Source organism: Variovorax sp. TLI9-5A (assembly GCF_056867935.1).
Map to the genome: position 1 here is coordinate 4,763,075 of NZ_CP200310.1, position 24,118 is coordinate 4,787,192.

Sequence of the window (24,118 nt, forward strand, 5' to 3'; positions counted from 1 at the left end):
GCAAATTGAAAAGGGCACCTCGGTGCCCTTTCTTCTCCCTCGGGCAGCAACCGCCCTCAGCGGGGTGGCGCCGTCTGCGCCCGGATGTTCCTCGCGATGCGGGTCGCAAGCGCGATTACCGCCTCGTCATAGCTCGCGGCAACCGCTTGCGGCTGAGCGACCAATTCGCCGAAACTGCCCCACCGGTGGCCCGGGTTTGCCGGCACATTGACCGTTTTGTCTCCACTCGCATCGGCCCCGTAGTACAGGGTTTCGGAATAGACGGTGTCCCCGTCCTTCGAATCCATCAGGTAGGCGCTCACGTTGACCCGCGGGATGTAGTCGGTAGAGAAGCGCGCCGAATACATGCCGACCTCGTTGAAGTACACGTGCAGCACCGGCTCGGTGGTTGGCAGCCGGCTGTAGTCGACGTTGTCCGGCGACGCCGCCGGACGCGACACGCCTTCGAGCGCTTCTGCCTGGTAGCCCTGCGCATTCAGTTGCTGCACCAACGCAGCCGTCAGTTTGGGGCCCATCCCGCGGCGCACTGCCTCCATGCGCTCGTTGAAATCGGCGCCCTTGATCCGGTCGGCCAGCGACTGCCACAGCACGCCCAGGGGGATGCCCTTGTTCTCGGTGTGCATCTTCTCGATGGGGGCGACGGGGATCACCATGACGCGAGTGATCTTGGGCAACGGCGGCGGCGTCCTGGGACCGGAGCCGCATGCGGCGAGGGCAGGCAGGGCTGCGCAAGTCATCACCTGCCCCAGGTTGCACAGAAAACCGCGCCGATGTGTGATGGACACGCCGCTCATTGCTCGACCGCCGTGATCTTCTTGACGCCTTCGGAAGGCGGCTTTGCCCCGGCCTCCCCGAGCTGCACCGCGTAGCCATAGTCGGTCAGGTAGGCATAGGTGCTGGTCCGGCCGAGCGAGTCGGGCTCCATATGGCACTGCAGGCGCTTGGCCTCGCCGCTCAGATCGGCATGAAGTTCGGCAGCCGCGCTGACGCCGACGATCTTGCAGACGGTCGTGTAGTCGTAGGTCGTTCCACCCATCATGCTGAACAGGCTCAGCTTCTTCGTGGCGTAACGCAACTCGGAGCCGACCGTCATGCGCTGCCAGTCCCCTGTCAGCGAGAGATCGGTCACGACCTGGCTAATCGTGGCGGGGCCGGGAAGAAAGTTGACGAAGGCACTCAAATCGGCCAAACCTGCGAACGAGGCGAATTGACCCCGTGTACCGTCGGCCTCCCTGGTACGGGTCCGGAAAATGGAAGCTGTGGCGTCCGGCTCGATCTGGACCTCGCTGCGGGTTGGAGTCGTCTTGCCGTCCCTGGTCCATGTGCCTTCGAGTACGACGCGCTTCAGTCGCTTGGGCGCCGGGGGAAGGCCCGATCGCGAAACGGCGGTCGTCACCTCCGGGCTGAGTGCCGTCAGGCCTCGGGGATCGGGCATCGACTTGGCGCGAGGAGCGAAAACGGGTAGCGCCTGCGCCGCCGAAGTGCCGCCGCAGGCCGCCTTGAAGAGCGCCTGGTAGTCCGAATTCGTATCGGTGCCGATAGCGCTCGACTTCGCCTTGGCGCCATCGACCCGACCGTCCGTGACCCGACCGCGCTCATCGATGTCGAAGCCGCTCACCTGAGCGTAGGACTGCGTTTGGCATACGAGCCTGAAGCGCTCGCGCTTCTGGCCGAACGGGGCTCGGTAAGGCAGGTCGAAGTCCATTCGCGGGTAGTCGAATGCGCCCCAGAAGAGCAATGCACCGTTCGCTGTCTCGACGCTTGCGATGTCGATGAGCGTGAACGTCCCGTCCGGGCTGCGTTGCACTTCGCGCCAATCGGGCCGCTCCGCTCGGCACGCACGCTCGACCTCGGGCAACGCTTTCAGCGCCTGCGCCTGGCGCTCCACCAATTCCTTGCGCACGCCATAGCGTGGTCCGGTCACCGGATAGCTTCGGCCGGTGCGCAAATCGGAGTAGAGCAACCACGCCTGCTCTGCATTGCAGGAGACAGTGAAGTTGCGGGTCTCGGGCCCGTCTTCCAGCGCAAAGGAAACGTGATCGTCGATGCGCAGCAAGCTGTGTTCGACAAGCTTGCCGCCGAAGGACATCGACGAATTGCCTCTGGACGCGCAACCGGCGACAAGCAGCGTCGCTACGGCGCACGCGGTGATATGGATCAGCTTCATACATTCCGCCACCGGCGGCCCCCTCATTTCATTGTTGTTTCTGCAGCCGGCCTCGACGTCGAATGACATGGCGGGTGCACCTTGGTCGGGAATCGTAACCCGGGCCACAATCGTCACCCCATGCAATACATCCCGCCCAACTACGCCACCCTCTTCGTCGCCACCTGCAACCTCCTCAACCTCGCGGCGCCGAACCGCGTGTACTACGAGAACCAGGACGCCTACACCGAGCGCGAGTACGAGCGGAAGATCGAATGGACCGGCGAGCGCTTCCACGCGCTCAACGCCGACGTGCTGGCGGTGCAGGAGGTGTGGGACGAGTCGGCGCTGAAGGCCTGCATCGCGCGCAGCGGGCTGCGCTATGACTTCATCTCCGTGCCCGGCGCGGAGAACACGCCGCCGCCCGGCAGCCCCGAGGGCACGCCCGCGCGGCCGGGCGCGCAGGGTACGCCGCGCGTGGGCATCGCGACCCGGCTGAAGGTGGACGAGATCCGCTCCTTCGTCGACTTTCCGCCGGGCTTCGGCGTGGAGGTGCCTGGCATCGGCCCGCACACGCGCTTCGAGCGGCCTCCCCTGCTCGCCACGGTGCGCATGAAGCACGGCCAGCAGGTGCACGTGCTCACGGTGCACCTGAAGTCCAAGCGCCCCAAGTTCCTGCAGGACGCCCAGGGCAACCACCTGGAAGACCGCGACGACCGCAAGGTGGGCGTGATGGCCTCGCTGCGTTCGCTGCTGATGCGCGGCGCCGAGGCTGCCGCCCTGCGCTGCATCGTGATCGACCTGCTGCAGGGCACGGACGTGCCGCTGGTGGTGATGGGTGACTTCAACGACAACCCGCACAGCGTGACCACGCAACTCGTGGCCGCCACCTCCGAGGTGGCCTACGACAAGGCGGCGCGCGACGTGGCGCTCTTCAACGCCTACGAGATGCAGGGCGAGTCGGCGCTCAAGAAGGACGTGGCCTACTCGCACATCCACCAGGGCTACCCGGACGTGCTCGACCAGATCTTCGTGAGCGAGGAATTCGTGGCCACCAGCCGGCACAGCCTGGGCGACGTGCGGCGCGTCGACTATTTCAACGACCACCTGCACGAAGGGCGCGACCGCTCGCGCTCCGACCACGGCTTCGTGCGCGCCCTCCTGCGGCTGCGCACGTAGCCGCGATCAGGTTCAGCCCATGCGGCGGCCGGTCTGCCGGTCGAACAGGTGCACGTTCTCCGACTCGATGGCCAGCCGCACCGTGTCGTCGGGCCCCGCGTCGACGCGGCCGTGCACCGCGAGCACCAGCCTTGCCTCGCCGACCTGCACCAGCAGCTCGGTCTCGGCGCCGGTGGGCTCGACCACGATGACCCTGGCTTCGACGCCGTGCGATCCGCCGCCCAGCGTCATGTCGCCGGGCCTGACGCCGTAGTGCACCGGCTGGCCGTCGGGCGCCGACGTGGCGGCGGGAACCGGCCAGCGCGCGCCCTGCGCCTCGACCCAGCAGTCGCCGCCCGAGCGCCGCACCGTGCCCTCGATGACGTTCATCGACGGCGAGCCGATGAACTGCGCGACGAACAGGTTGTCGGGCCGGTCGTACAGGTCCAGCGGCGTGCCGATCTGCTCGACGATGCCGTCGTGCATCACGACGATGCGGTCGGCCATGGTCATGGCCTCGATCTGGTCGTGCGTGACGTAGACGGTGGTGGTCTTCAGCCGCTGGTGAAGCGCCTTGATCTCGGCGCGCATCGCCACGCGCAGCTTGGCGTCGAGGTTCGACAGCGGCTCGTCGAAGAGAAACACCTTCGGATCGCGCACGATGGCCCGGCCCATGGCCACGCGCTGGCGCTGGCCGCCCGAGAGCTCGCGCGGATAGCGGCCCAGCAGCGCGTCGAGGTTGAGGATCTTCGCGGCCTTGTTCACGCGCTCGTCGGTCACCGACTTGTCGGCGTTGCGCAGCCGCAGGCTGAAGCCCATGTTCTCGCCCACCGTCATGTGCGGATAGAGCGCGTAGCTCTGGAACACCATGGCGATGTCACGATCCTTCGACTCGAGGTCGTTGACCACGCGGCCGTCGATGACGATCTCGCCGCCGCTGATGTCCTCCAGGCCCGCGAGCATGCGCAGCAGCGTCGACTTGCCGCAGCCCGAAGGGCCGACCAGCACGACGAACTCGCCGTCGGTGATGTCGAAGCCCAGGCCCTTGATGATCTGGACCTTGCCGAAGGATTTCTGGATATTGCGAAAGGATACGGATGCCATGTGTTGTCCCTGAAATCGTTCAGCTCTTGACTGCTCCGGCGGTCAGGCCGCCGACCATGTAGCGCTTGAATGCGTAATAGATCGCTGCCGGGGGCAGCGCGTAGATCAGGCCGGTTGCCATCAGCAGTTCCCACGGCGAATCGTCGGCCGAGAGAAAGTTGCCCAGCGCCACGGCCAGCGTCACGCTCTTGTCGTTCGACAGCAGCAGGAAGGCATAGAGGTACTCGTTCCAGGCCAGCAGCAGCGAGTACGTGCCCACGGCCACCAGCGAGGGCACCATCAGCGGCAGGTACACGAGGCGAAACAGCTGCAGCGGCGAGGCACCATCCATGCGCGCGGCCTCGTCGAGCTCGTAGGGCAGCTTGTCGGAGGCCTGCTTCAGCACCCAGATGCAGTACGGCGAAGCAATGGTCACCATCGCAAGGATCAGCGCCCACTGGCTGTTGAGCAGGCCGTAGTTGCCCATGGTCTTGTACATGGGCACCGCGAGGAAGGCCGCCGGGATGAAGTAGGTGAACAGCGCCATGTTCATCACCGTGCGCCCGCCGCGCACGCGCAGCCGGCTGATGGCGAACGCCGCCGTGGTCGCCACGAAGAGCGTGAGCACGCCCACTGACAGCGCGATCAGCAGCGAGTTCCACAGCTGCAGCCAGAAGTGGTCGAGGTAGAAGTGCTTCTGCTGGAACACGATGCGGAAGTTGTCCAGCGTGGGGCTCTTGGGCCACAGATGGCCCGAGGTCGCGGAGTCCTTCGACGAGATCGCGAACAGCACCATGTGATAGACCGGGATCAGCGTCCACAGCAGCACCGGGATGCCGATGAGCAGCAGCCGGGCCTCGGTGAGCACCGCTTTCGGAGTCCAGCGCTTCATTTCGAGAGCCTCTTCATCATGAAGTACACGAGCGGCAGCACCAATGGCAAGGCCACCACGATGGACGCCATCGACAGGTCGACCTGGTCGAGGCGCAGGTAGCGGATGCCCAGCGTGGCGAGCACGTGCGTGAGGTCGGCGGGTCCGCCGCCGGTCAGCAGGTAGACGCTGTTGAAGTCGCCCAGCGTCCAGATCATCGAGAGGATGAGCGAGGTGATGTAGAGCGTCTTGAGCGCGGGCCAGCTCACGAAGCGGAACTTCTGCCACGACGAGGCGCCGTCGACGGAAGCCGCCTCGTACTGCTCGGTGGGAATGGCCAGGCGGCCGGCCACGAGAATGAGCGTCCAGAACGGCAGCGACTTCCAGATGTGCACGAGCATCGCGAAGGCCAGCGCCAGCGAGGGATCGTTGAGCCAGTTGGGGCCATCGGCGCCGGTCAGGCGGAAGATGGTGCTGTTGATCACGCCCCACTCCGGGTTGAGCATGAAGCGGATCGACAGGATCGTGGGAATGGAAGGCATCGCCCACGGCAAGATGAAGATCGCCGAGACGATCTTGATCCACCAGCGCGATGTCACGAAGAAGCCCGAGAGCACGAGGGCCACGAGCATCTTGAGGTTGATCGCCACGACCAGGAAGATGGCCGTGTTGATCACGGAGCGGAAGAAGATCGGGTCTTCGACCAGCTTCACGTAGCTTTGCGGATGGCGGGCCAGCCAGAGGCCGTAGCCCACCGGGTACAGCACGAACACCACGAACACCAGCAGGTAGGGCACGACCATGACCGCGCCCCAGAACTGCCAGCGCGCATGCCGCGCTCCGGGATTGACGACAGGCGCCGAAGTACTCGGCGCGGCGGCGGAGGCAGTTGCGCTGCTCATGGCGTGCTACTGATGGTGAACGTGCTGACCAGTGCCGTGGGTGCGCGGCTTACTGCCCCGCCACCGTCTTGATGCGGGCGATCATCTCGTCCACTGCCTTGTCCACCGGCACCTTGTCGGTCACGACGCGGCTCATGGCCTTGGCCCAGACGTTCTCGTTGTTCAGCACGGTGAACTTGTAGTTCTTCGTGAATTCGAAGGTCACGGTGCCGGCGGCGTACTGGTTGTAGACCGAGAGGCGATGCGGGTCGGCCTTCCAGAAGTCACGCTGCTGCGCGGTCTTGGTCACGGGGAACCAGCGGCCCAGCGAACCCTCGACGTACGGAGTGAGGTTTTCTTCCTGCAGCAGGAACGACACGAACTCCTTGGCGCGGGCCTTGTTCTTCGCGTCCTTGAACACCACGCCGGTCTTCACGGCCGTGCGGTAGACCATCTTGCTGCCATCGGGCTTGTTCGGGAAGCCGGCCGTGCGGATGCGCTCGGTGTAGTTCTTGCGCGCCTCTTCACGCTGCTCGGGCGTGAGCGATGCGTTGTTCGAATCGTCGAGCCACTTGGCGGCGATGGAGATGGTCGCGTTGTGCGTCATCACTGTCGTCTTGTTGTGGAAGGCGACGTTGTTGTCCGGGTCCTTCCAGCTGGTGGAGGAAGGCGGCGTGCAGCCCTTGACGTAAGGCGTCGTGTAGTCGGTCATGGCACCGATGAGGCCGGTGCGCACCTTCGGATCGTCGACCAGCAGCTTGCCGTTGTCGTCCACCAGCTTGACGTTGTAGGCGTCCATGAAGGTCAGGAACGAATAGAACGCGTCGCTCGAATCAACGCCCATCGGCATGCCGATGCCGAAGTTGCGCTTGCCGCTCTTCTGGCGGCTGGCGGGCTGCACCTTCTCGCACCAGAACGACCAGTAGTCCTTCCAGCCGGTGGGAATGTCGGACTCCTTGAACCCGGCCTCGGCGAGCATGTCGAGCCAGTACTCGATGTGCATGGTCTGCTGCTTGATCGGGAAGGCGTAGTACGCCTTGTTCTTCGTCTGGTCGTTGTAGAGGTAGGTGGTCTCCAGCGTGTTGGGCGCGAAGCGGTCCTTCATGGGCGTGAGCACGCTGCTGATGTCTTCCAGCTTGCCGTCGTAGGCCCACTTGCCGGTGACCTGGAAGTCGTACACGTCGGCGTACGCCACGTCGGGCGGGCTGCCCGAGTCGAGCGCGGACACGGTCTTGGGGATCATGTCCTGGATCGGGTACTGCGACAGTTCGATCTTCACGTTCTTGTTCTTCTCCTCGAACTTCTTGATGGCGGCGAACAGCGCGTCGTCCTCCGCCTTGTAGAAGCCCTTGACCCACCAGACGGTGAGTTTTTCCTGCGCGGCGACATGGCCTGCCGACAGCAGGCCCATCGCGACCAGCGTCGGCGCGATCAGCGACTTGACGAGTTTCATGGACTTTGTCTCCTTCTCTTCTGTGGGTGGAATTGGCTCGGCGCGCGAGCGTAGGGTGAAAGAACCGGATGCGAACTGCGGACAAACGCGTATGCAGACACCAATGCGGCTAACTGGCCTTGAGCCTCGGTGGCGGCCTGCTCAGTCGCGGCAATCGGCGGCGCGAGCCCAGCACGTCCTCGATGTCCTGGCGGGCGCCGTCGATGAGGCGGATGATCGCGCGCTCCGCCCTGTCCGGGTCGTGCGCGATCACCGCGTCCAGCACCGCGCGGTGCAGCGGCAGCGAGAGCGTGGGGCCGTCGGGCTTGGTGGTCGAAATCTCGAAGCTGGTGCGCAGCAGTGCGTTGAGCGCCTTGCTCATCTGCGCGAGCATGCGGTTGCGCGCGGCGGACAGCAGGCCGTTGTGAAAGCGCAGGTCGAAGGTGACGTAGTCGCCGCCGTTCTCCACGGCTTCCTTCATGCCCGCATAGGCGCGCTCGATCTCGTCGATGTCTTCTCCGGTCGCCCTCTCCGCGGCCAGTCGCACCGCCGCGGGCTCCACCACGCGGCGCAGGTCCTGCAGGTCGCGCAGAAACTCGGGCGTGAGGCCGGCGCGCGCCTGCCAGGTGATGACGTCGGGGTCGAACCAGTTCCACTTGTCCTTGGGCAGCACGCGCGTGCCGACCTTCGGTCCCGTCACGATCAGGCCCTTGGCCGCCAGCGACTTGATGGCCTCGCGCACCACGGTACGGCTCACGCCCAGCTCCTCTCCGAGCACGGGCTCGGAAGGGATGGACGCGCCGATCGCATAGCGGCCCGACACCACGGCTTCACCGAGGAGTTCGAGCGTGCGACCGTGGATGTTCTTGATCATGTGCGATGTGAAATCTGATATCCCGGCGCTCGAAAACACTAAGGGTCCGGCGCATTGTTCGCGCTTATCATATGATGATTGAAAAGCTCTATCGGCAGGACAAACCCTGAGGGTCGAGCCCAAGCTTCGACAACAAAGAGAGACATTCCATGAGCACCGCCCCCAAGAAAAAACCCGAGGAACTTCGCAGCCAGCAATGGTTCGGCCGACATGACCGCGACGGCTTCATCTACCGAAGCTGGATGAAGGGCAAAGGCGTTCCGCACGACCAGTTCGATGGCCGCCCGGTCATCGGCATCTGCAACACCTTCAGCGAGCTCACGCCCTGCAACTCGCACTTCCGCACGCTTGCCGAGCAGGTGAAGATCGGCGTGTACGAAGCGGGCGGCTTCCCGCTCGAGTTCCCGGTGATGTCGCTCGGCGAGACGCTGCTGCGGCCCACCGCCATGCTGTATCGCAACCTCGCGAGCATGGACGTGGAGGAAAGCATCCGCGGCAACCCGCTCGACGGCGTGGTGCTGCTCATGGGCTGCGACAAGACCACCCCCGCGCTCATGATGGGCGCGGCCAGCGTCGACCTGCCGACCATCGGCGTGTCGGGCGGCCCGATGCTCTCGGGCAAGTGGCGCGGCCAGGAGCTGGGCTCCGGCACCGGCGTGTGGCAGATGAGCGAGCAGGTGCGCGCCGGCACGCTCAAGCTGCAGGAATTCTTCGAGGCCGAGAGCTGCATGCACCGCAGCCACGGGCACTGCATGACGATGGGCACCGCGAGCACCATGGCCAGCATGGTCGAGTCGCTGGGCATCGGCCTGCCGGGCAACGCGGCCTACCCCGCCGTGGACGGCCGCCGCAACGTGCTCGCACGGCAGGCGGGCCGGCGCATCGTCGGCATGGTCCATGAAGACATGAACATGTCGAAGATCCTCACGCGCCAGGCCATCGAGAACGCGATCAAGGTCAACGCGGCGATCGGGGGCTCGACCAACTTCGTGATCCACCTGCTGGCCATCGCGGGCCGCATGGGCGTCGAACTCACGCTGGAGGACTTCGACCGTCTCGCATCCGAGCTGCCCTGCCTGGTGAACCTGCAGCCCTCGGGCCAGTTCCTGATGGAAGACTTCTGCTACGCGGGCGGCCTGCCGGTGGTCATCAAGGAAATCGCCGAGCACCTGCACAAGGACGTCCTCACCGCCACAGGCCAGAGCCTGTGGGAGAACGTGAAGGACGCCGAGAACTTCAACCCGCAGGTCATCCGCCCCCTGGCCGAGCCCTTCAAGGACAAGGCCGGCATCTGCGTGCTGCGCGGCAACCTCGCGCCCAACGGCGCCATCATCAAGCCCAGCGCGGCCACGCCCGAGCTGCTGGTGCACAAGGGCCGCGCGGTGGTGTTCGAAAACGCCGACGACCTGCACAAGCGCATCGACGACGAGAACCTCGACATCGACGAGAACTGCGTCATGGTGCTCAAGAACTGCGGCCCCAAGGGCTATCCCGGCATGGCCGAGGCCGGCAACATGCCGCTGCCGCCGAAGGTGCTGCGCAAGGGCATCACCGACATGGTCCGCATCAGCGACGCGCGCATGAGCGGCACGGCCTACGGCACCGTGGTGCTGCACACCGCGCCCGAGGCGGCTGCGGGCGGCCCGCTGGCGCTGGTGCAGGACGGCGACATCGTCGAGCTCGACGTGCCCAACCGCAAGCTGCACCTGCACGTGAGCGACGAAGAGCTCGCGAAGCGCCGCGAGAAGTGGGTCGCGCCCAAGGCGCCGCTGGAATCCGGTTACTGGAAGTTGTACGTCGATACAGTTTTGCAGGCTGACCAAGGGGCTGACCTGGCCTTCCTGCGTGGTCGCCGCGGGGCATTCGTGCCGCGCGACAATCACTGAGATGACAAGACTGGTAGCAATCGACTGGGGCACGAGTTCACTGCGCGGCGCGCTGCTGGACGCTGGCGGCAAGGTGCTCGAAGAGCGCAGCGATGCGCGCGGGATTCTCACGGTGCCCGAAGGCGGCTTTCCGGCCGTCTTCGACAAGCTCTTCGGCGACTGGATGCGCCTCGAAGGCGCACGCTGCCTGATCTCCGGCATGGCCGGCAGCAAGCAGGGCTGGGTGGAGGCGCCCTACTGCGCCTGCCCCGCCGGCCGCGTCGAAGTGGGTCGCCGGATCATCGACATCGACGCCGTTCCGGGTGCGCGCATTGCGATCGTGCCGGGCCTGAGCGACGAGCACGCCGGCGTGCCCGACGTGATGCGCGGCGAGGAAGTGCAGATCTTCGGCGCGATGGAGCTCACCGGCCTGAGCGAAGGTGTCTTCGTGCTGCCCGGCACGCACAACAAGTGGGCCTCGGTGAAGAAGGGCCGCGTCGCCGGCTTCCGCACCTACATGACGGGCGAGTTCTACGCGCTGCTGAGCCAGCATTCGATACTGGCGCGCACGCTCGATGCGTCGGCGCCGCTCGACGAAGCGGCCTTTCTCGAAGGCGTGACCCGATCCGAGAACGGACACGGCCTGCTGCACAACGCCTTCGGCACCCGCACGCTCGCGTTGTTCGAGCGCATGCCGAAGGAGGAGCTGTCGAGCTACCTCTCGGGCCTGCTGATCGGCGAGGAGCTGCGCACGCAGGCGCTGCAGGCATCGGGCGAGGTGATCCTGATCGGCTCGTCCAACCTCACCGAGCGCTACACGCTGGCCCTGCGCGCCACCGGCGTCGCGACGCGCACGCTTGGCGCCGAGGCTACCTGGGCCGGACTGCACGCGCTGTCCGGCTTTCTCGATTCCTCCGACAGATTTCCCGCATGACCGCTCCCACCCCCCTTGAAAAATTCGACGCCGCGATGCGCGAGCTGCCGCTGGTGGCCATCCTGCGCGGCCTCACGCCCGCCGAAGCGGGCGACGTCGGCGACGCCATTGTCGAGCCCGGATTCCGGCTGCTCGAAGTGCCGCTGAATTCGCCGCGACCGCTGGAAAGCATCGCGCTGATGCGCAAGCGCTTTCCGCAGGCGCTGGTCGGCGCCGGCACGGTGCTCGGCGCGCAGCAGGTGCGCGAAGTGCATGCGGCGGGCGGCGAGCTGATCGTCTCGCCCAACTTCAATGCCGAAGTCATCGCCGAGGCCGTACGGCTGGGCATGGTGTGCCTGCCGGGCGTGATGACGCCGACCGAAGCCTTCGGCGCGCTCGCGGCCGGCGCCACCGGGCTCAAGCTGTTCCCGGCCGAACTGGCCTCGCCCGCCGTGGTGAAGGCCTTGCTGGCGGTGCTGCCGGCTGGCACGCCGGTGATGCCGGTTGGCGGCATCTCGCCCACGAACATGGCCGAATGGCGCGCGGCCGGTGCCGCCGGCTTCGGCATCGGCTCCTCGCTCTACAAGCCCGGCAAGCAGGCCGCGGCGGTGCGCGAAGATGCCGACAGGTTCGTCGCGGCCTGGAAGGGCCTCGTCCGCGCCTGACGGACGCGCCTGACAGAGGCACCTGACCGCCCCACATCAAAGAAGAAACGGAGACCCCACCGATGTCCGCCGATGCCATCTACGCCAGCCCCGCCGTGCGCAAGCTGCGCGAAGACCTCGCCCTCGCCCTGCGCGCCGCCGACCATCACGGACTGTCGGAAGGCGTCTGCAACCACTTCAGCGTGATGCTGCCGGGCGCGCAGGACCGCTATCTCATCAACCCGCGCGGCTTGCACTGGAGCGAGATCGGCCCCGACGACATCGTGCTGATCGACGTGCACGGCGAGGTGCTGGCGGGCCGCCATCGCGTGGAGCCGACCGCCCTCTTCATCCACGGCGCGGTGCACCGGCTCACCGGTCACGCGGTGGTGCTGCACTGCCACATGCCCTACGCCACGGCGCTCACGATCACGGTCGACCGCGCGCTCGACCCGACCGCGAGCCAGAACGCGATGCGCTACATGAACCGCATCGCCATCGACGCCGAGTACAACGGCCTGGCACTCGACGACGCCGAGGGCGAGCGCATCGCCCGCGCGATGGCCGGCAAGGACGTGGCCTTTCTCGCGAACCACGGCGTGATCGTGGCCGGTGGCTCCATCGCCCATGCCTACGACGATCTCTACTACCTGGAGCGCGCCTGCCTGCACCAGGTGATCGCGCAATCGACCGGCCGCCCGCTGGTGCCGGTCAACCCAAAGCTGGCCGCGCATGTGGCGGCGCAGATCCAGGGCGAACGCGAGCAGTCCGACCTGTTCTTCGAGGCGCTGCGCCGCCTCCTGCCCGCACCGTCGCGCGGCTGAACCTTCGGCCGATAGAGCCGATGGCCTACCCGCGGACGATGTTCCGCGGTGCAAACTCCATTCACAATTGTGTCTCGCCTGTGCCGCGCTTTGCGCGCACCGGCTTACAGCTCTTCATCCGATTTCGCTCGAGCCTTACACCAACTTAACAAAGGGCCGCGAGGATGAGGCTTCCAACTCATAACCGGGGGATCACATGAAACAGCTTACTTTTGCAATCAGCGCCGCGGCCCTGCTCTCGCTGGCCGCATTCACCGCACCGGCACAGGCACAGACGGGCGGCTCCTTCATCCAGGCCCAGGTGTACGTCGTGCCGGCACCGCCGCCGCCCCGGCGCTACTACGCGCCGCCGCCTCCGCCGCGCCACTACTACGGCCCCGGCTACCGCCGCGACCACTATTACGACCGCCGCTGGGACGACCGCCGCCGCTATGGCCGCCGGGACAACGACGGCGACGGTGTTCCCAACCGTTACGACCGCCGTCCCAACAACCCCTACCGCTACTGAACGAACATGAAGACCCGGGCCGCGCGCCCGGGTCTTCGTACGTTCAGGCTGCCGCCGCGCCGGCGTAAGGCGGCGTAGGGCTCGACAGGCCCTGCTTCAGCTGCCGCGAAGTCTCGTCGGCAAGCACCTCGGGCTGCCCGGCTTCGAGACCGGCCAGGGCCTGCCGCGCCACGTCGTCCGGAGCGGCCTTGGGCAGGCCCTGAATATGTGCCGTCATGTCGGTGTCCATGTAGCCCACGTGCAGGCTCGTGACCTGCGTGCCCTGCCCGGCCAGTTCGTTGCGCAGGCCGTTGCTCAGCGACCATGCCGCCGACTTGGTCGCGCTGTAGGTCGCCACGCTCGGGAAAGTGGTCCATGCCAGCGCCGACAGCACATTGATCACGCCCCCGCCGCCGTTGGCCGCGAGCACCGGCGCAAAGGCCTGCGTGAGCGCCCAGGGGCCGAAGAAGTTGGTTTCGAACTCGGCGCGCGCCGCGGCGACCGCGTCGGGCGAGCCGAGGAAGCTGGAGCCGCGCGAGATGCCTGCGTTGTTGACCAGCACCGTCACGTCGCCACAGGCGCGCACGGCCGCTTCGATCTGCGCGGGCTGCGTCACGTCGAGCGCCACCGGCGTCACGCCCGGCAGGTCGATGCTCTTGGGGTCGCGCGCCGCGCCATAGACCTTGCGTGCGCCCGCCGCCAGCGCGGCCTTCGCGAAGGCGAGACCGAGGCCGCGATTGGCGCCGGTGATGAAGACCACGGAGTCCTTGATTTTCATGACGAGTCTTTCGTTGGTTGCTGGATGAGTCGATGGATTTCAGGCCTGTGCCATGCGCCGCAGCAGTCCGGTGGTGGTGCGCGGCCAGCCGACGCGGCCGAACCAGGCCCCGCCCGCGATGGCCGATGCGGTCACGATGCCGTACACCGCCAGCGCCACCCCCTGCGCTGCGAACACGCCGGTGAGCCCGGCGCCCCAGTTCAGCGCCAGCCAGCCGCCGCTGGCCGCCACCGCCAGGCGCGCGATGTTGCCGAGCATCGGCCACAGCAGCCGGCCTGCGCCCTGCGAGGCGAAGTAAAGGACCAGCCCGACGCCGAAGAGGCCGTACATCGGCCCGACCACGCGCAGATAGTGCGCACCGGTCTCCAGCATCGCCGGGTCGTTGCCGAACAGCAGCAGCCACGGCCGCGGGAACAGCGCCGCCGCGAGGCCGATCGTCTCCGTGAGCGTGAAGGCCAGGGCCGCACCGGTCCAGGTAGCGCGCAACGCCCGCTCGCGCAGCCCCGCGCCCATGCAAGTGCCGACCATCGCCACCAGCGGTGCGCCCAGGCCGAACACCAGCGGCACCAGCAGGTATTCGAGCCGCGAGGCCGTGCCGTAACCGGCCAGCGCGCCCGAGCCGAAATGCCCGGTCAGCGCGGTGGCGATGCCGATGGAAAGATTGGTTGCCACCGTCGACACCGCCCCCACCAGCCCGATGCGCAGGATGTCGCGGAACAGCGGCCAGCGCAGCTTCAGCGCGTCGAGCGTGGGCTTCAGCAGGCTGCGCGGCGAGCGCAGGTAGGCGATGAGCGCGATGGAGCCCAGCAGGTAGTACAGCAGCAGCGCCATCGCGCCGCCCGCGATGCCCATTCCCGGCAACGGTCCGACGCCGAAGATCAAGAGCGGCGACGCCGGAATGAGGAACACCACGCCCACCACCGTCACGTTCGCCGGCACCGACATGTTGCCGGTGCCGCGGATGATGGCCGCGAGCGAGTTGAAGAGCCACACCAGCGTCGCGCCAGCGAACACCCAGTTGGAGTACGTGAGCGCGGCCTCCAGTGCGGCCCCGGTGCCGCCCATCACGCCGTAGAGCCAGCGCCCGCCCAGCAGCAGCGCCAGCGTGAAACACAGGCCGAAGCCCAGCGCGATGACGATAGCGTGCCACACCAGCGCGTCGGCGTCGTCGCGGCGGCGCGCGCCGAGCGCACGGGCGATGGACGAGGCGATGCCGCCGCCCATGGCGCCGCTGGAGGTCATCTGCATCAGCATCACGATGGGGAACACCAGCGCCATGCCGGCGAGCGCATCGGTGCCGAGCTTGCCGACGAAGTAGGTCTCGATGAGGCCGACGCAGGCCTGCGCCACCATCACCAGCACGTTTGGCGCGGCCAGGCGCAGCAGCGTGGGGACGATGGGCGCCTCGAGCAGGCGGCGCGTGCGCGGGTCGAGTTCGGTGGTGCCGTGGGGTGCGGTCATGGCTGGAGCCTTGGCGGGTTCAGGCACGGGCCGCGGCGGGCGTGGCCGGGGAGCCGGACTTCGCTGCCGGGCGGCGGATGGTCATCACGATCAGCGCAGCCACCAGGCAGGCCGCGCCGGCGGTGTAGAGCGCCGGGGTGTAGGTCAGCAGCAGCGTGCGGGCGAAGCCGGCGCCGTAGGCGGCCGTGGCGGCGCCCAGCTGGTGCGCGGCGAAGACCCAGCCGAACACCAGGCCGACCTTGGCCGGACCGAAGGCAGCACCGGCAAGCTTGACGGTTGGCGGCACGGTGGCGATCCAGTCGAGTCCGTAGAACATCGCGAAGATGCCGAGGCCGTAGATGGTGAATTCGGAATGCGGCAGCCAGAAGAGCGACAGCCCGCGCAGACCGTAGTACCAGAAGAGCAGCTTGCGGTTGTCGTAGCGGTCGGAGAGCCAGCCCGAGAGGATCGTGCCGACGAAGTCGAAGGCGCCCATCATCGCGAGCACCGATGCTGCCGGCACGGCGCTCATGCCGTAGTCGCCGCACAGCGAGATGAAGTGCGTCTGCACAAGCCCGTTGGTGCTCAGGCCGCATATGAAGAAGGTGCCGGCCAGAACCCAGAAGGTGCGATTGGTCGAGACTTCCTTCAGCACGCGGAAGGGCGTGGCGAAGTTCATCGCGGGCGCCGCTGCGGCGGGCGCAGCGGGCTGCGTGCCGGGCACTTCGCCGTAGGGCAGCAGGCCGACGTCGGAGGGCCGGTTGCGCATCAGCAGAAGCGCCAGCAGGCCGATGAGGATGCTGCCGATCACGATCGGCACGATGGCCGAGCGCCAGCCCCAGTGCTCGATCATCCAGGCCGCCAGCGGCAGGAAGGCCAGTTGCCCCGTCGCCGAACTGGCCGTGAGCATGCCCACCACCAGCCCGCGCCGCGCGACGAACCAGCGGTTGGCCACGACCGCGCCGAGCACCAGCGCCGTCATGCCGGTGCCCAGGCCCAGCATCAGGCTCCAGAGAACGAAGAGCTGCCACAACTGCGAGGCCATGGTGACCAGCGCCATGCCCAGACCGACCAGCGCGAGGCCGGTGCAGACCACCGCGCGCAGGCCATAGCGCTCCATCAGCACCGCGGCGAACGGCCCCATCAGCCCGAAGAGCGCGAAGCGCAGAGCGAGCGACGACGATATCTGCTCGGTGCTCCAGCCGAACTCCTTTCCCAGCGGCTGCAGCATGGCGCCCGGCAGGCCCAGCGCGGCCGACATGGTCAGCATGGTGAGGAAGGTGATGGCGGCGACGATCCAGCCGTAGTGGATGCCGCGGCGCTGCAGCCATGCGGAAACGGAGTTGGCGAACATGGGGCCTCTGCTGTTGGAATTGAATAGAAGGAAAAAACGGCGAAACGGGTCCCTCGCGCGCCTGGGCGCACGATGAGCGAATTGGGTGTGGGTGAAGAAAAAGTTAGGGAGTCAGTCGTCGCTGGCGTGTTCTTCCTCGCCGCCCAGCAGCTCCATGGCCTCGTCGATCAGCAGGTGCAGCGCGAGCACGCGCTCGACGCCCAGCAGCGCGTTCAGCTTCTGCTGCGCGGTCTTCCAGTGCGCGAGAGCTTCGCGCCGCTTGACCTCGCCTTCCTCGGTGAGCTGTACCAGCCGGCTGCGAGCGTCGGCACCGGCGCCCTGCGCGATCCAGCCCGCGACGATCAGCGGCTGCAGATTGCGGCTCAGGGTGGAGGCGGTCATCTTGAGCTCGGCCGCCAGGTCGACGGGACGCGAGGGACCGAGCCGCGCGAGGTGCGACAGCAGCGAGTACTGCGTGGTCTTGAGCCCGCTTTGCGAAACCTCGGCGTCGTAGTGCTGTGAGAGGCGTCTCGAAAGCTGTCGCACCTTGAAGCTGGTGCAGCCGCGTGGCTTGGCAGGAGTGTCCATAGGCTATTATTGTATGTGCAACTATTGCATATGCAATCAATACCCCGGCACAAAGCCCCCAGAAGGAACACAGGCATGACACAAGCCACCAGCCAGCTCGACGCATGGATCGCCGAGGAGCAGAAGATCACCGGCCGTCTCGAGGCCGGCCCGGGCCCCGGCCTCGCCCGCCCCGACCAGATCGCCGGCAAGACCGGCCTGGAGATCATGCAGGCGATGCTCAACGGTGACATTCCCTACGCCGCCATCGCCAAGACGCTGGACTTCACGATCATCGAGGCGCGCCTGGGCGTGGCCATCTTCCAGGGCACGCCGCTGCCCCAGCACCTGAACCCGCTGGGCACCATCCACGGCGGCTGGGTCGCGACGATGCTCGACTCCGCCCTGGGCTGCTCGGTCCACACCATGATGCCGCCCGGCCGGGCCTACACCACTGCAGAACTGGGCGTGAACTACGTGAAGGGCCTCACGCCCAAGGTGCAGCGCGTGCGCGCCGAAGGAAAGGTGATCCACTGCGGCAAGCAGCTCGCCACCGCCGAGGCCCGCCTCTACGGGCCAGATGGCACGCTGTACGCGCACGCCACGACCACCTGCCTGGTGTTCGAGGTGCCTGCGGCGCGTTGAGCCGCGGCGCTAGCGGGCCGGGCAGGAAGGCGCCAGCACCACGAAGCGGATGCCCCACAGCGCCACCAGCACCAGCCCCACCCACAGCAGCCAGTGCGGCTTGCGCCGCCGCACCGACAGCACCACGGCCACGATGAGCAGCGGCACCAGGTACACGAAAGACTCGATCCGCGCATCCAGTCCGTGGTCGATGGGCAGGGTGCAGAAGGTCATGCCGTCTCCGCGCATCGCCGGGTCTTCGAGCATCCACTCGTAGCGGTTGCGCGGAATGGCGAACAGCATCGCCGCGCTGAACAGCGCATAGAGCGCCGCCCCCAGCGCGAAGACAGATCGCCCAAGGCTCATCGGTTGAGCAGCGACTCGACGTGCTCGCGGTGCTTCACCATCGCCCGGCCGTACGACGAGTACTCGCGCCCCGCGCTGCCCGGCGCGGCCTTCAGCGAATCGACGATGTCCGACAGCTTGCGCTCGACGCCGCGGTTGTAGCGCGCGCCGGCCACGATGAACTGCTCCTCCGACAGGTTCGCACCATCGACGCCGGGATAGTCGTGCTGCACCAGCCCCTGCAGGTGCCTGGCCACGATCTCGAGGTTGAAGACATCCGTCTCCAGGCAGGAGACGAGGCGCAGCTCGTCCGAATAGGTCAGTGTGTCGGCGTCCAGCCCCAGTTCGCGCACGGCGGCGCGCATCTGGATGCTCACCGCGCCGAACGAAGTCTCGCCCGGCGGCTTGGAGATCGTGAGGTTGCGGTCGACCCAGTCGGGGCCGCTCCAGTCGAAGGTGCGGAAGGCGAACCAGGGCCGCTTGGTCCCATCGGGCTTGCCGCCCACCTCGGACCAGGCCACGCTGCCGAGCAGCACCGGCGGGATCTTGTTCTTCTTCGCCACCGCGACGATGCGCTGGCGGTTGTAGAGAACCCACGCGTCCTTGTAGTTGTCCAGGTACGGGAAGCCGCCACCGAAGCGCTCGGGCACCAGCTTCCACTTGAAGGCATCCCACGACGTCCACTTCGGGTAGTTCTCGTTGTCAGGTGCGCAGAACTCTCGACCGCTCATCGGCACTCCCTCCGGTTCAGGAAAAAAGCAGGGGCAGTTTTAGCGGTCCGGTCGCGAGTTGTCGAGCGGCAAAGGCGCCTTCATTGCAACGATCTGCAGTAGGCCTTCAAGCTGTAAGTACAAAGGCATCGCAATCCAGGCGCCCAACGATAATTATTCTCATCCGGCACTCGCAACAGCAACACCCGGCGGCGACACCACCCGCTTCCGGCGCCGGAGCTTTCTAGAAAACCCGCTCCTGGAGGATCCTCATGACCGAACAACGCCCGCGCGTCCGAGGCTGCGCCGCGCGCGCACTGCTTGGCGCAGGCGCAGCCTGGCTGGCCGCCACCGCCCTGCCCGCCCAGGCCGCCGAAGAACTCACGCTCTACACGACGCGCGAGCCGGCGCTGATCCAGCCCCTCATCTCGGCCTTCAGCGCCCAGAGCAACATCAAGGTCAACACCGTCTTCGTGAAAGATGGCCTGCTGGAGCGCGTCAAGGCCGAAGGCGCGCGCTCGCCCGCCGACGTGCTGATGACGGTGGACATCGGCAACCTCATGGACCTCGTCGACGGCGGCGTGACGCAGCCCGTGAAGTCGGCAGCGCTCGAATCGGCCATTCCCGCCAACCTGCGCGGCGCCGACGGCCAATGGTTCTCGCTCTCGCTGCGCGCGCGCGTGCTCTACGCCGACAAGAGCCTGCCGCTCACCAGCTTCCGCTACGAAGACCTGGCCAGCCCCAAGTACAAGGGCAAGGTGTGTATCCGCGCCGGCCAGCACCCCTACAACACCGCTCTCGTGGCATCGCTGATCGCGCACGACGGCGAAGCCAAGGCCGAGCAGTGGCTGCGCGGCGTCAAGGCCAACCTGGCGCGCAAGGCCACCGGCGGCGACCGCGACGTGGCGCGCGACATCCTCGGCGGCATCTGCGACATCGGCCTGGCCAACTCGTACTACGTCGGCCAGATGAAGAGCGCCAAGGAAGGCACCGACGCGCGCAAGTGGGGCGACGCCATCAAGGTGGTGCGCCCGACCTTCGCCAACGCGAAGAGCGGCGGCACGCACGTCAACATCAGCGGCGCGGCCGTGGCGAAGAACGCGCCGCAGCGCGCCAACGCGGTCAAGCTGCTCGAGTTCCTGGTGTCGGAGCCTGCACAGGCCCTGTACGCGCAGACCAACTACGAGTACCCGGTGCGCAAGGGCGTGGCGCTCGACCCGATCATCGGCCAGTCCATCGGCGAGCTGAAGGTCGACCCGCTGCCGCTGACCGAGATCGCCAAGTACCGCAAGCAGGCCAGCGCCCTGGTCGACAAGGTTGGCTTCGACCAGTAGGCTTGGCTCGCCCCCCAAGGCTGCGGCGCACTGCGTGCCGCCTTCGCCATCCCCTTCCGGGGGCAACACCGGTGGCCCGGCAAAGCCGGTTCCACGGTGTTCCTCGCGGAACCCAGAGCGCGCGCATAGGCACCTTTTGCTTCGCATGAACATCGGTGGTCGGTACGCAGGCCTGCAAGCCGCAGGCCCGGCTTGGCGCTGCGCGTCTTTGCTGATCGCCATCGGCGTGCTTGCGCCGGTGCTCACGCTGGCGTGGCTGGCCTTCGGCTCGGGCCTGGGCCACTGGGGACCGCTGTTCGCGCACGTGCTGCCGCAGGCCGCACTCAACACCGCCGTGCTGCTTGCCGGCGTGGGCACGCTGGTGCTGGTGATCGGCACTGGGTGTGCCTGGCTGGTGACGGCGCATGACTTCCCCGGCCGCGGCATGCTGCACTGGGCCCTGCTGCTGCCATTGGCGATGCCGACCTACATCGTCGCCTTCGCCTATCTCGACCTGCTGCACCCCATCGGCCCGGTGCAGGGCGCGATCCGCTGGATGCTCGGCTTCGACAGCCCGCGCCAGTTCCGCCTGCCCGACCTGCGCTCCATGCCGGGCGCGATCTTCGTACTGGGCTTCGTGCTCTATCCGTACGTCTACATGACGGCCCGCGCGATGTTCATGACGCAGCCTGCGCATCTCATGGAAGCGGCGCGCATGCTCGGCGAGAGCCGGCGCGGCGCCTTCTTCCGCGTGGCGCTGCCGCTGGCGCGTCCTGCGCTGGCCGTGGGGCTGAGCCTCGCGCTGCTCGAGACGCTCAACGACATCGGCGCATCGGAATTCCTTGGCGTGAACACGCTGACGGTCGCGGTCTACACCACCTGGATCACGCGCTCCGACCTCGCGGGTGCCGCGCAGATCGCCTGCGCGATGCTGTTCGTGGTGATCGCGCTGGTCTGGCTGGAGCGCAACGGCCGCAGGCACCAGCGCTTCGGCTCGGCACAGCGCATGCGTGCTGTGCAGCCGCGTCGCCTGCGCGGTGCTGCGGGCTGGGCTGCGACGGCCGCAGCCTCGTTGCCGGTGCTGATCGGCTTTGCAGCTCCTGCCCTCTATCTGGTCTGGGAAAGCGCCAAGCGGCTGCGCCAGGGCGGCGGCATTTCGCAGGGGCTGGTCGCGAGTCTCGGCAATACGCTGGCACTGGCCACGGGCGTCACCGCCGTCGCAGTGGCCGCAGGGTTGATCGTCGCGTGGGCGGCACGCAGCCAGGGTTCGGGCTCCGGCCGTACCCGCTGGCAGGCACGCGCGGCAACGCTGGGCTACGCGGTGCCCGGCACGGTGCTGGCCATCGGGCTGCTCACGCCCGCTCTGGCCTTCGATTCGGCGCTGGCCACGGCCTTCGGCCTGCAGGGCCTGCCGCTCATGAGCTGCGGCGTGGTGCTGGTCGTGGCCTGCGCGATCCGCTTTCTCGCGATGCCGGTCGGCGGCATCGAGGCCGGCCTTTCGCGCATTCCGCCCGCCATCGAGCAGGCCTCGCGCCTGCTCGGAGAAACAGCAGCCGGCACGCTGCGCCGCGTGCACCTGCCGCTGCTTCGGCCCGCCATGGCGGCAGCCGCGCTGCTGGTGTTCGTCGACGCGATGAAGGAGCTGCCGGCCACGCTGCTGCTGCGGCCCGCCAACTTCGACACCCTGGCCACCTGGCTGTATGCCGAAGCCGCGCGCGGCACGTACGAGGAAGGCGCCATCGCCGCGCTCGCCATCGTGCTGGCCGGCCTGCTGCCCGTGGTGCTGCTGGCACGCAACCAGCTGGGCGCGCCTTCGGCCACACTGGGCCCCGAGAAGACATGACATGAGCTCTCCACTGCATCTCGACGCGATCAGCCTCGCCTACGACACGCCGCGCGGCCTGCACACCGTCGTCGACGGCTTCTCGCTGGCGCTGAACGCGGGCGACATCGCCTGCCTGTTCGGCCCCTCCGGCTGCGGCAAGACGACGGTGCTGCGCGCCATTGCGGGCTTCGAGCCGGTGCGCGCCGGCACGATCCGCCTCGGCGAGATGCTTCTGTCGTCCGCGCAGAAGCACCTGCCGCCCGAGCAGCGGCGCGTGGGCATGATGTTCCAGGAGTACGCGCTGTTCCCGCACCTCTCGGCCGCCGGGAACGTGGCCTTCGGCCTGCGCCGGCTGGGCCGGGCCGAACAGCAGTCGCGCGTGGCCGAAATGCTCGCGCTGGTCGGCCTCGCGGATGCGGGTGAGCGCTATCCGCACGAACTCTCCGGCGGCCAGCAGCAGCGCATCGCACTGGCCCGTGCGCTCGCGCCCTCGCCCGCCCTGCTGCTGCTCGACGAGCCCTTCTCCAACCTCGACGGCGGCACGCGCGAACGGCTGACCGTGGAGGTGCGCGACATCCTGAAGCAGGCTGGGCAGACGGCCATTCTCGTGACGCACAACGAGGCCGAGGCGCATGCGATGGCCGATCGCATCGGCGTGATGCATGGCGGGCGCATCACGCACTGGATAGATACGGAAGCCGTGGATCCGGCCTAGCACAGGCGGCCCGTTTTCCGAATGGGCTTTCCGGGAAAAGGTTGTTCGGGATCGGAAGAATCGCCGCGATCCAGACACAACCGATCCAGAAAAAGGAGAGCCCCATGTCCCAGCAATCCCTCACCCTCGTCAGCCACTTGCTGTGCCCGTACGTGCAACGCGCCGCGATCGCGCTGCATGAGAAGAACGTGCCCTTCGAGCGCATCGTGATCGACCTCGCCAGCAAGCCGCAGTGGTTTCTCGACATCTCGCCGCTCGGCAAGGTGCCGCTGCTGAAGGTGCGCAGGCCCGACGGCAGCGAGGCCGTGCTGTTCGAGAGCAACGTGATCTGCGAGTACCTGGAAGAAACGCAGCCCGGCGCGCGCCTGCACCCCGAAGACCCGCTCACCCGCGCGGGGCACCGCGCATGGATGGAGTTCGGCTCGGCCATCCTTGGCGACCTCTGGGGCTACGAGACCACGCAGGACGCGACGGTGTTCGAGCAGAAGCGGCAGGCGCTGCTCGCCAAGTTCCAGCGCGTGGAAGCAGCGCTGGGCGAAGGCCCCTACTTCGCGGGCGGCAGCTTCAGCCTCGTCGACGCGGTCTTCGCGCCGGTGTTCCGCTACTTCGAAGTGTTCGACGCGATCAGCGACTCGCACATCTTCGACGCCCTGCCCAAGGTCGATGCATGGCGCAAGGCGCTGGCCGCCCGCCCGAGCGTGCGCAATGCCGTGGTTCCGGAGTATCCGCAGCACCTGACGGAATTCCTGAAGCGCCACCAGGCCCACCTTCTGACCCTGGCGGCTTGATCGCAGCGCCCGCAGGCCCACAATAGCGGGCTTCCCTCCCCACAACTACAAACAAGGCACCACGAGATGCGACTCCTCCACACCATGCTGCGCGTCGGTAACCTGCAGCGCTCCATCGATTTCTACACCAAGGTGCTCGGCATGAACCTGCTGCGCACTTCCGAAAACCCCGAGTACAAGTACAGCCTCGCCTTCATCGGCTACGGCAACGGCAACCCCGACCAGGCCGAGATCGAGCTCACCTACAACTGGGGCACCGAGAGCTACGAGCTCGGCACCGCCTACGGCCACATCGCTCTCGGCGTGCCCGACGCCTACGCGGCCTGCGAGAAGATCAAGGCCGCCGGAGGCAACGTGACGCGCGAGGCCGGCCCGGTCAAGGGCGGCACCACCGTGATCGCCTTCGTCACGGACCCCGACGGCTACAAGGTGGAACTCATCCAGCGCGACGAGAACGCCACCGGCGGCGGCCTGCGCTGAGAGCCCCGGCGCCGAATACGCC

At 67.2% G+C, this 24,118-nt stretch carries 25 protein-coding genes; 12 read left to right on the forward strand and 13 right to left on the reverse strand.

The window, feature by feature from the left end; genetic code table 11:
* Positions 1 to 56 precede the first annotated feature (56 nt).
* Both AC1VNX_RS22645 and AC1VNX_RS22650 read right to left on the reverse strand, forming a co-directional pair.
* Positions 57 to 794 (reverse strand): hypothetical protein, encoded by a 738-nt coding sequence (locus tag AC1VNX_RS22645; RefSeq protein ID WP_483159651.1) that lies wholly within the window; start codon positions 792 to 794, stop codon positions 57 to 59.
* Positions 791 to 2,236 (reverse strand): hypothetical protein, encoded by a 1,446-nt coding sequence (locus AC1VNX_RS22650; protein WP_483159653.1) that lies wholly within the window; start codon positions 2,234 to 2,236, stop codon positions 791 to 793. Before AC1VNX_RS22650 ends, AC1VNX_RS22645 begins: the two co-directional genes overlap by 4 nt.
* 51 nt (positions 2,237 to 2,287) lie before the next feature.
* On the opposite strand from AC1VNX_RS22650, the gene AC1VNX_RS22655 reads away from it, so the two are divergent.
* Positions 2,288 to 3,325 (forward strand): endonuclease/exonuclease/phosphatase family protein, encoded by a 1,038-nt coding sequence (locus AC1VNX_RS22655; protein ID WP_483159655.1) that lies wholly within the window; start codon positions 2,288 to 2,290, stop codon positions 3,323 to 3,325.
* Positions 3,326 to 3,337: 12 nt separating this feature from the next.
* Here AC1VNX_RS22655 and AC1VNX_RS22660 read toward each other — a convergent pair whose 3' ends face one another.
* From AC1VNX_RS22660 to AC1VNX_RS22680, 5 genes are all read right to left on the reverse strand, one after another.
* Positions 3,338 to 4,408, reverse strand: coding sequence for an ABC transporter ATP-binding protein (locus AC1VNX_RS22660; RefSeq protein ID WP_483159657.1), 1,071 nt, complete (start codon positions 4,406 to 4,408; stop codon positions 3,338 to 3,340).
* A 19-nt stretch (positions 4,409 to 4,427) separates the two neighbouring features.
* Entirely contained in the window at positions 4,428 to 5,279 is an 852-nt protein-coding gene (locus AC1VNX_RS22665; RefSeq protein WP_483159659.1) for a carbohydrate ABC transporter permease, read from the reverse strand.
* Complete coding sequence (locus tag AC1VNX_RS22670; protein ID WP_483159661.1) at positions 5,276 to 6,160, reverse strand: carbohydrate ABC transporter permease; 885 nt, start codon at positions 6,158 to 6,160, stop codon at positions 5,276 to 5,278. Before AC1VNX_RS22670 ends, AC1VNX_RS22665 begins: the two co-directional genes overlap by 4 nt.
* Positions 6,161 to 6,209: 49 nt before the next feature.
* Positions 6,210 to 7,592 carry an ABC transporter substrate-binding protein gene (locus tag AC1VNX_RS22675; protein ID WP_483159663.1) on the reverse strand — a complete coding sequence of 461 codons (1,383 nt, stop codon included), beginning with the start codon at positions 7,590 to 7,592 and terminating at the stop codon, positions 6,210 to 6,212.
* A gap of 109 nt (positions 7,593 to 7,701) precedes the next feature.
* Entirely contained in the window at positions 7,702 to 8,445 is a 744-nt protein-coding gene (locus AC1VNX_RS22680; protein WP_483159665.1) for a FadR/GntR family transcriptional regulator, read from the reverse strand.
* Between the two features lie 149 nt (positions 8,446 to 8,594).
* On the opposite strand from AC1VNX_RS22680, the gene AC1VNX_RS22685 reads away from it, so the two are divergent.
* The 5 genes from AC1VNX_RS22685 (at position 8,595) to AC1VNX_RS22705 (ending at position 13,199) form a co-directional block, all read left to right on the forward strand.
* Positions 8,595 to 10,331: an IlvD/Edd family dehydratase gene (locus AC1VNX_RS22685; RefSeq protein ID WP_483159667.1), complete on the forward strand. Its 1,737-nt coding sequence runs from the start codon at positions 8,595 to 8,597 to the stop codon at positions 10,329 to 10,331.
* A 1-nt stretch (position 10,332) separates the two neighbouring features.
* The gene (locus AC1VNX_RS22690) at positions 10,333 to 11,244 is read left to right on the forward strand and encodes a 2-dehydro-3-deoxygalactonokinase (RefSeq protein WP_483159669.1); all 912 of its coding nucleotides are present in this window, start codon (positions 10,333 to 10,335) and stop codon (positions 11,242 to 11,244) included.
* Positions 11,241 to 11,888 (forward strand): 2-dehydro-3-deoxy-6-phosphogalactonate aldolase, encoded by a 648-nt coding sequence (locus AC1VNX_RS22695; protein WP_483159671.1) that lies wholly within the window; start codon positions 11,241 to 11,243, stop codon positions 11,886 to 11,888. Before AC1VNX_RS22690 ends, AC1VNX_RS22695 begins: the two co-directional genes overlap by 4 nt.
* A gap of 35 nt (positions 11,889 to 11,923) precedes the next feature.
* Complete coding sequence (locus AC1VNX_RS22700; RefSeq protein ID WP_483162003.1) at positions 11,924 to 12,691, forward strand: aldolase; 768 nt, start codon at positions 11,924 to 11,926, stop codon at positions 12,689 to 12,691.
* Between the two features lie 196 nt (positions 12,692 to 12,887).
* Positions 12,888 to 13,199, forward strand: a complete 312-nt coding sequence (locus AC1VNX_RS22705; protein WP_483159673.1) for a hypothetical protein — start codon at positions 12,888 to 12,890, stop codon at positions 13,197 to 13,199.
* A 43-nt stretch (positions 13,200 to 13,242) separates the two neighbouring features.
* Here AC1VNX_RS22705 and AC1VNX_RS22710 read toward each other — a convergent pair whose 3' ends face one another.
* The 4 genes from AC1VNX_RS22710 to AC1VNX_RS22725 all read right to left on the reverse strand — a co-directional run bounded on the left by AC1VNX_RS22710 (position 13,243) and on the right by AC1VNX_RS22725 (position 17,317).
* Complete coding sequence (locus tag AC1VNX_RS22710) at positions 13,243 to 13,956, reverse strand: SDR family oxidoreductase (protein WP_483159675.1); 714 nt, start codon at positions 13,954 to 13,956, stop codon at positions 13,243 to 13,245.
* Positions 13,957 to 13,995: 39 nt separating this feature from the next.
* Complete coding sequence (locus AC1VNX_RS22715) at positions 13,996 to 15,417, reverse strand: MATE family efflux transporter (protein WP_483159677.1); 1,422 nt, start codon at positions 15,415 to 15,417, stop codon at positions 13,996 to 13,998.
* Between the two features lie 19 nt (positions 15,418 to 15,436).
* On the reverse strand, positions 15,437 to 16,750 hold the full coding sequence (locus tag AC1VNX_RS22720; protein WP_483159679.1) for an MFS transporter: 1,314 nt from the start codon (positions 16,748 to 16,750) through the stop codon (positions 15,437 to 15,439).
* Between the two features lie 111 nt (positions 16,751 to 16,861).
* A complete protein-coding gene (locus AC1VNX_RS22725; RefSeq protein ID WP_126024114.1) occupies positions 16,862 to 17,317 on the reverse strand; it encodes a MarR family winged helix-turn-helix transcriptional regulator in 456 nt (151 codons plus the stop codon).
* Positions 17,318 to 17,392: 75 nt separating this feature from the next.
* Between AC1VNX_RS22725 and AC1VNX_RS22730 the strand changes: the two genes are divergently transcribed.
* Positions 17,393 to 17,941 (forward strand): PaaI family thioesterase, encoded by a 549-nt coding sequence (locus AC1VNX_RS22730; protein ID WP_093199442.1) that lies wholly within the window; start codon positions 17,393 to 17,395, stop codon positions 17,939 to 17,941.
* 9 nt (positions 17,942 to 17,950) lie between these two features.
* On the opposite strand, the gene AC1VNX_RS22735 is transcribed toward AC1VNX_RS22730, so the two are convergent.
* Both AC1VNX_RS22735 and AC1VNX_RS22740 read right to left on the reverse strand, forming a co-directional pair.
* Positions 17,951 to 18,286: a hypothetical protein gene (locus AC1VNX_RS22735; RefSeq protein WP_483159682.1), complete on the reverse strand. Its 336-nt coding sequence runs from the start codon at positions 18,284 to 18,286 to the stop codon at positions 17,951 to 17,953.
* Entirely contained in the window at positions 18,283 to 18,996 is a 714-nt protein-coding gene (locus AC1VNX_RS22740; RefSeq protein WP_483159684.1) for a hypothetical protein, read from the reverse strand. Before AC1VNX_RS22740 ends, AC1VNX_RS22735 begins: the two co-directional genes overlap by 4 nt.
* A gap of 251 nt (positions 18,997 to 19,247) precedes the next feature.
* Between AC1VNX_RS22740 and AC1VNX_RS22745 the strand changes: the two genes are divergently transcribed.
* From AC1VNX_RS22745 to gloA, 5 genes are all read left to right on the forward strand, one after another.
* Complete coding sequence (locus AC1VNX_RS22745) at positions 19,248 to 20,309, forward strand: Fe(3+) ABC transporter substrate-binding protein (RefSeq protein WP_483159686.1); 1,062 nt, start codon at positions 19,248 to 19,250, stop codon at positions 20,307 to 20,309.
* A gap of 145 nt (positions 20,310 to 20,454) precedes the next feature.
* Positions 20,455 to 22,131: an ABC transporter permease gene (locus tag AC1VNX_RS22750; RefSeq protein WP_483159688.1), complete on the forward strand. Its 1,677-nt coding sequence runs from the start codon at positions 20,455 to 20,457 to the stop codon at positions 22,129 to 22,131.
* Position 22,132: 1 nt separating this feature from the next.
* A complete protein-coding gene (locus tag AC1VNX_RS22755) occupies positions 22,133 to 22,828 on the forward strand; it encodes an ABC transporter ATP-binding protein (RefSeq protein ID WP_483159690.1) in 696 nt (231 codons plus the stop codon).
* Positions 22,829 to 22,932: 104 nt separating this feature from the next.
* Positions 22,933 to 23,616 (forward strand): glutathione S-transferase family protein, encoded by a 684-nt coding sequence (locus AC1VNX_RS22760; RefSeq protein ID WP_483159692.1) that lies wholly within the window; start codon positions 22,933 to 22,935, stop codon positions 23,614 to 23,616.
* Between the two features lie 66 nt (positions 23,617 to 23,682).
* On the forward strand, positions 23,683 to 24,096 hold the full coding sequence (gene gloA / locus AC1VNX_RS22765) for a lactoylglutathione lyase (RefSeq protein WP_483159694.1): 414 nt from the start codon (positions 23,683 to 23,685) through the stop codon (positions 24,094 to 24,096).
* Positions 24,097 to 24,118: the final 22 nt, after the last annotated feature.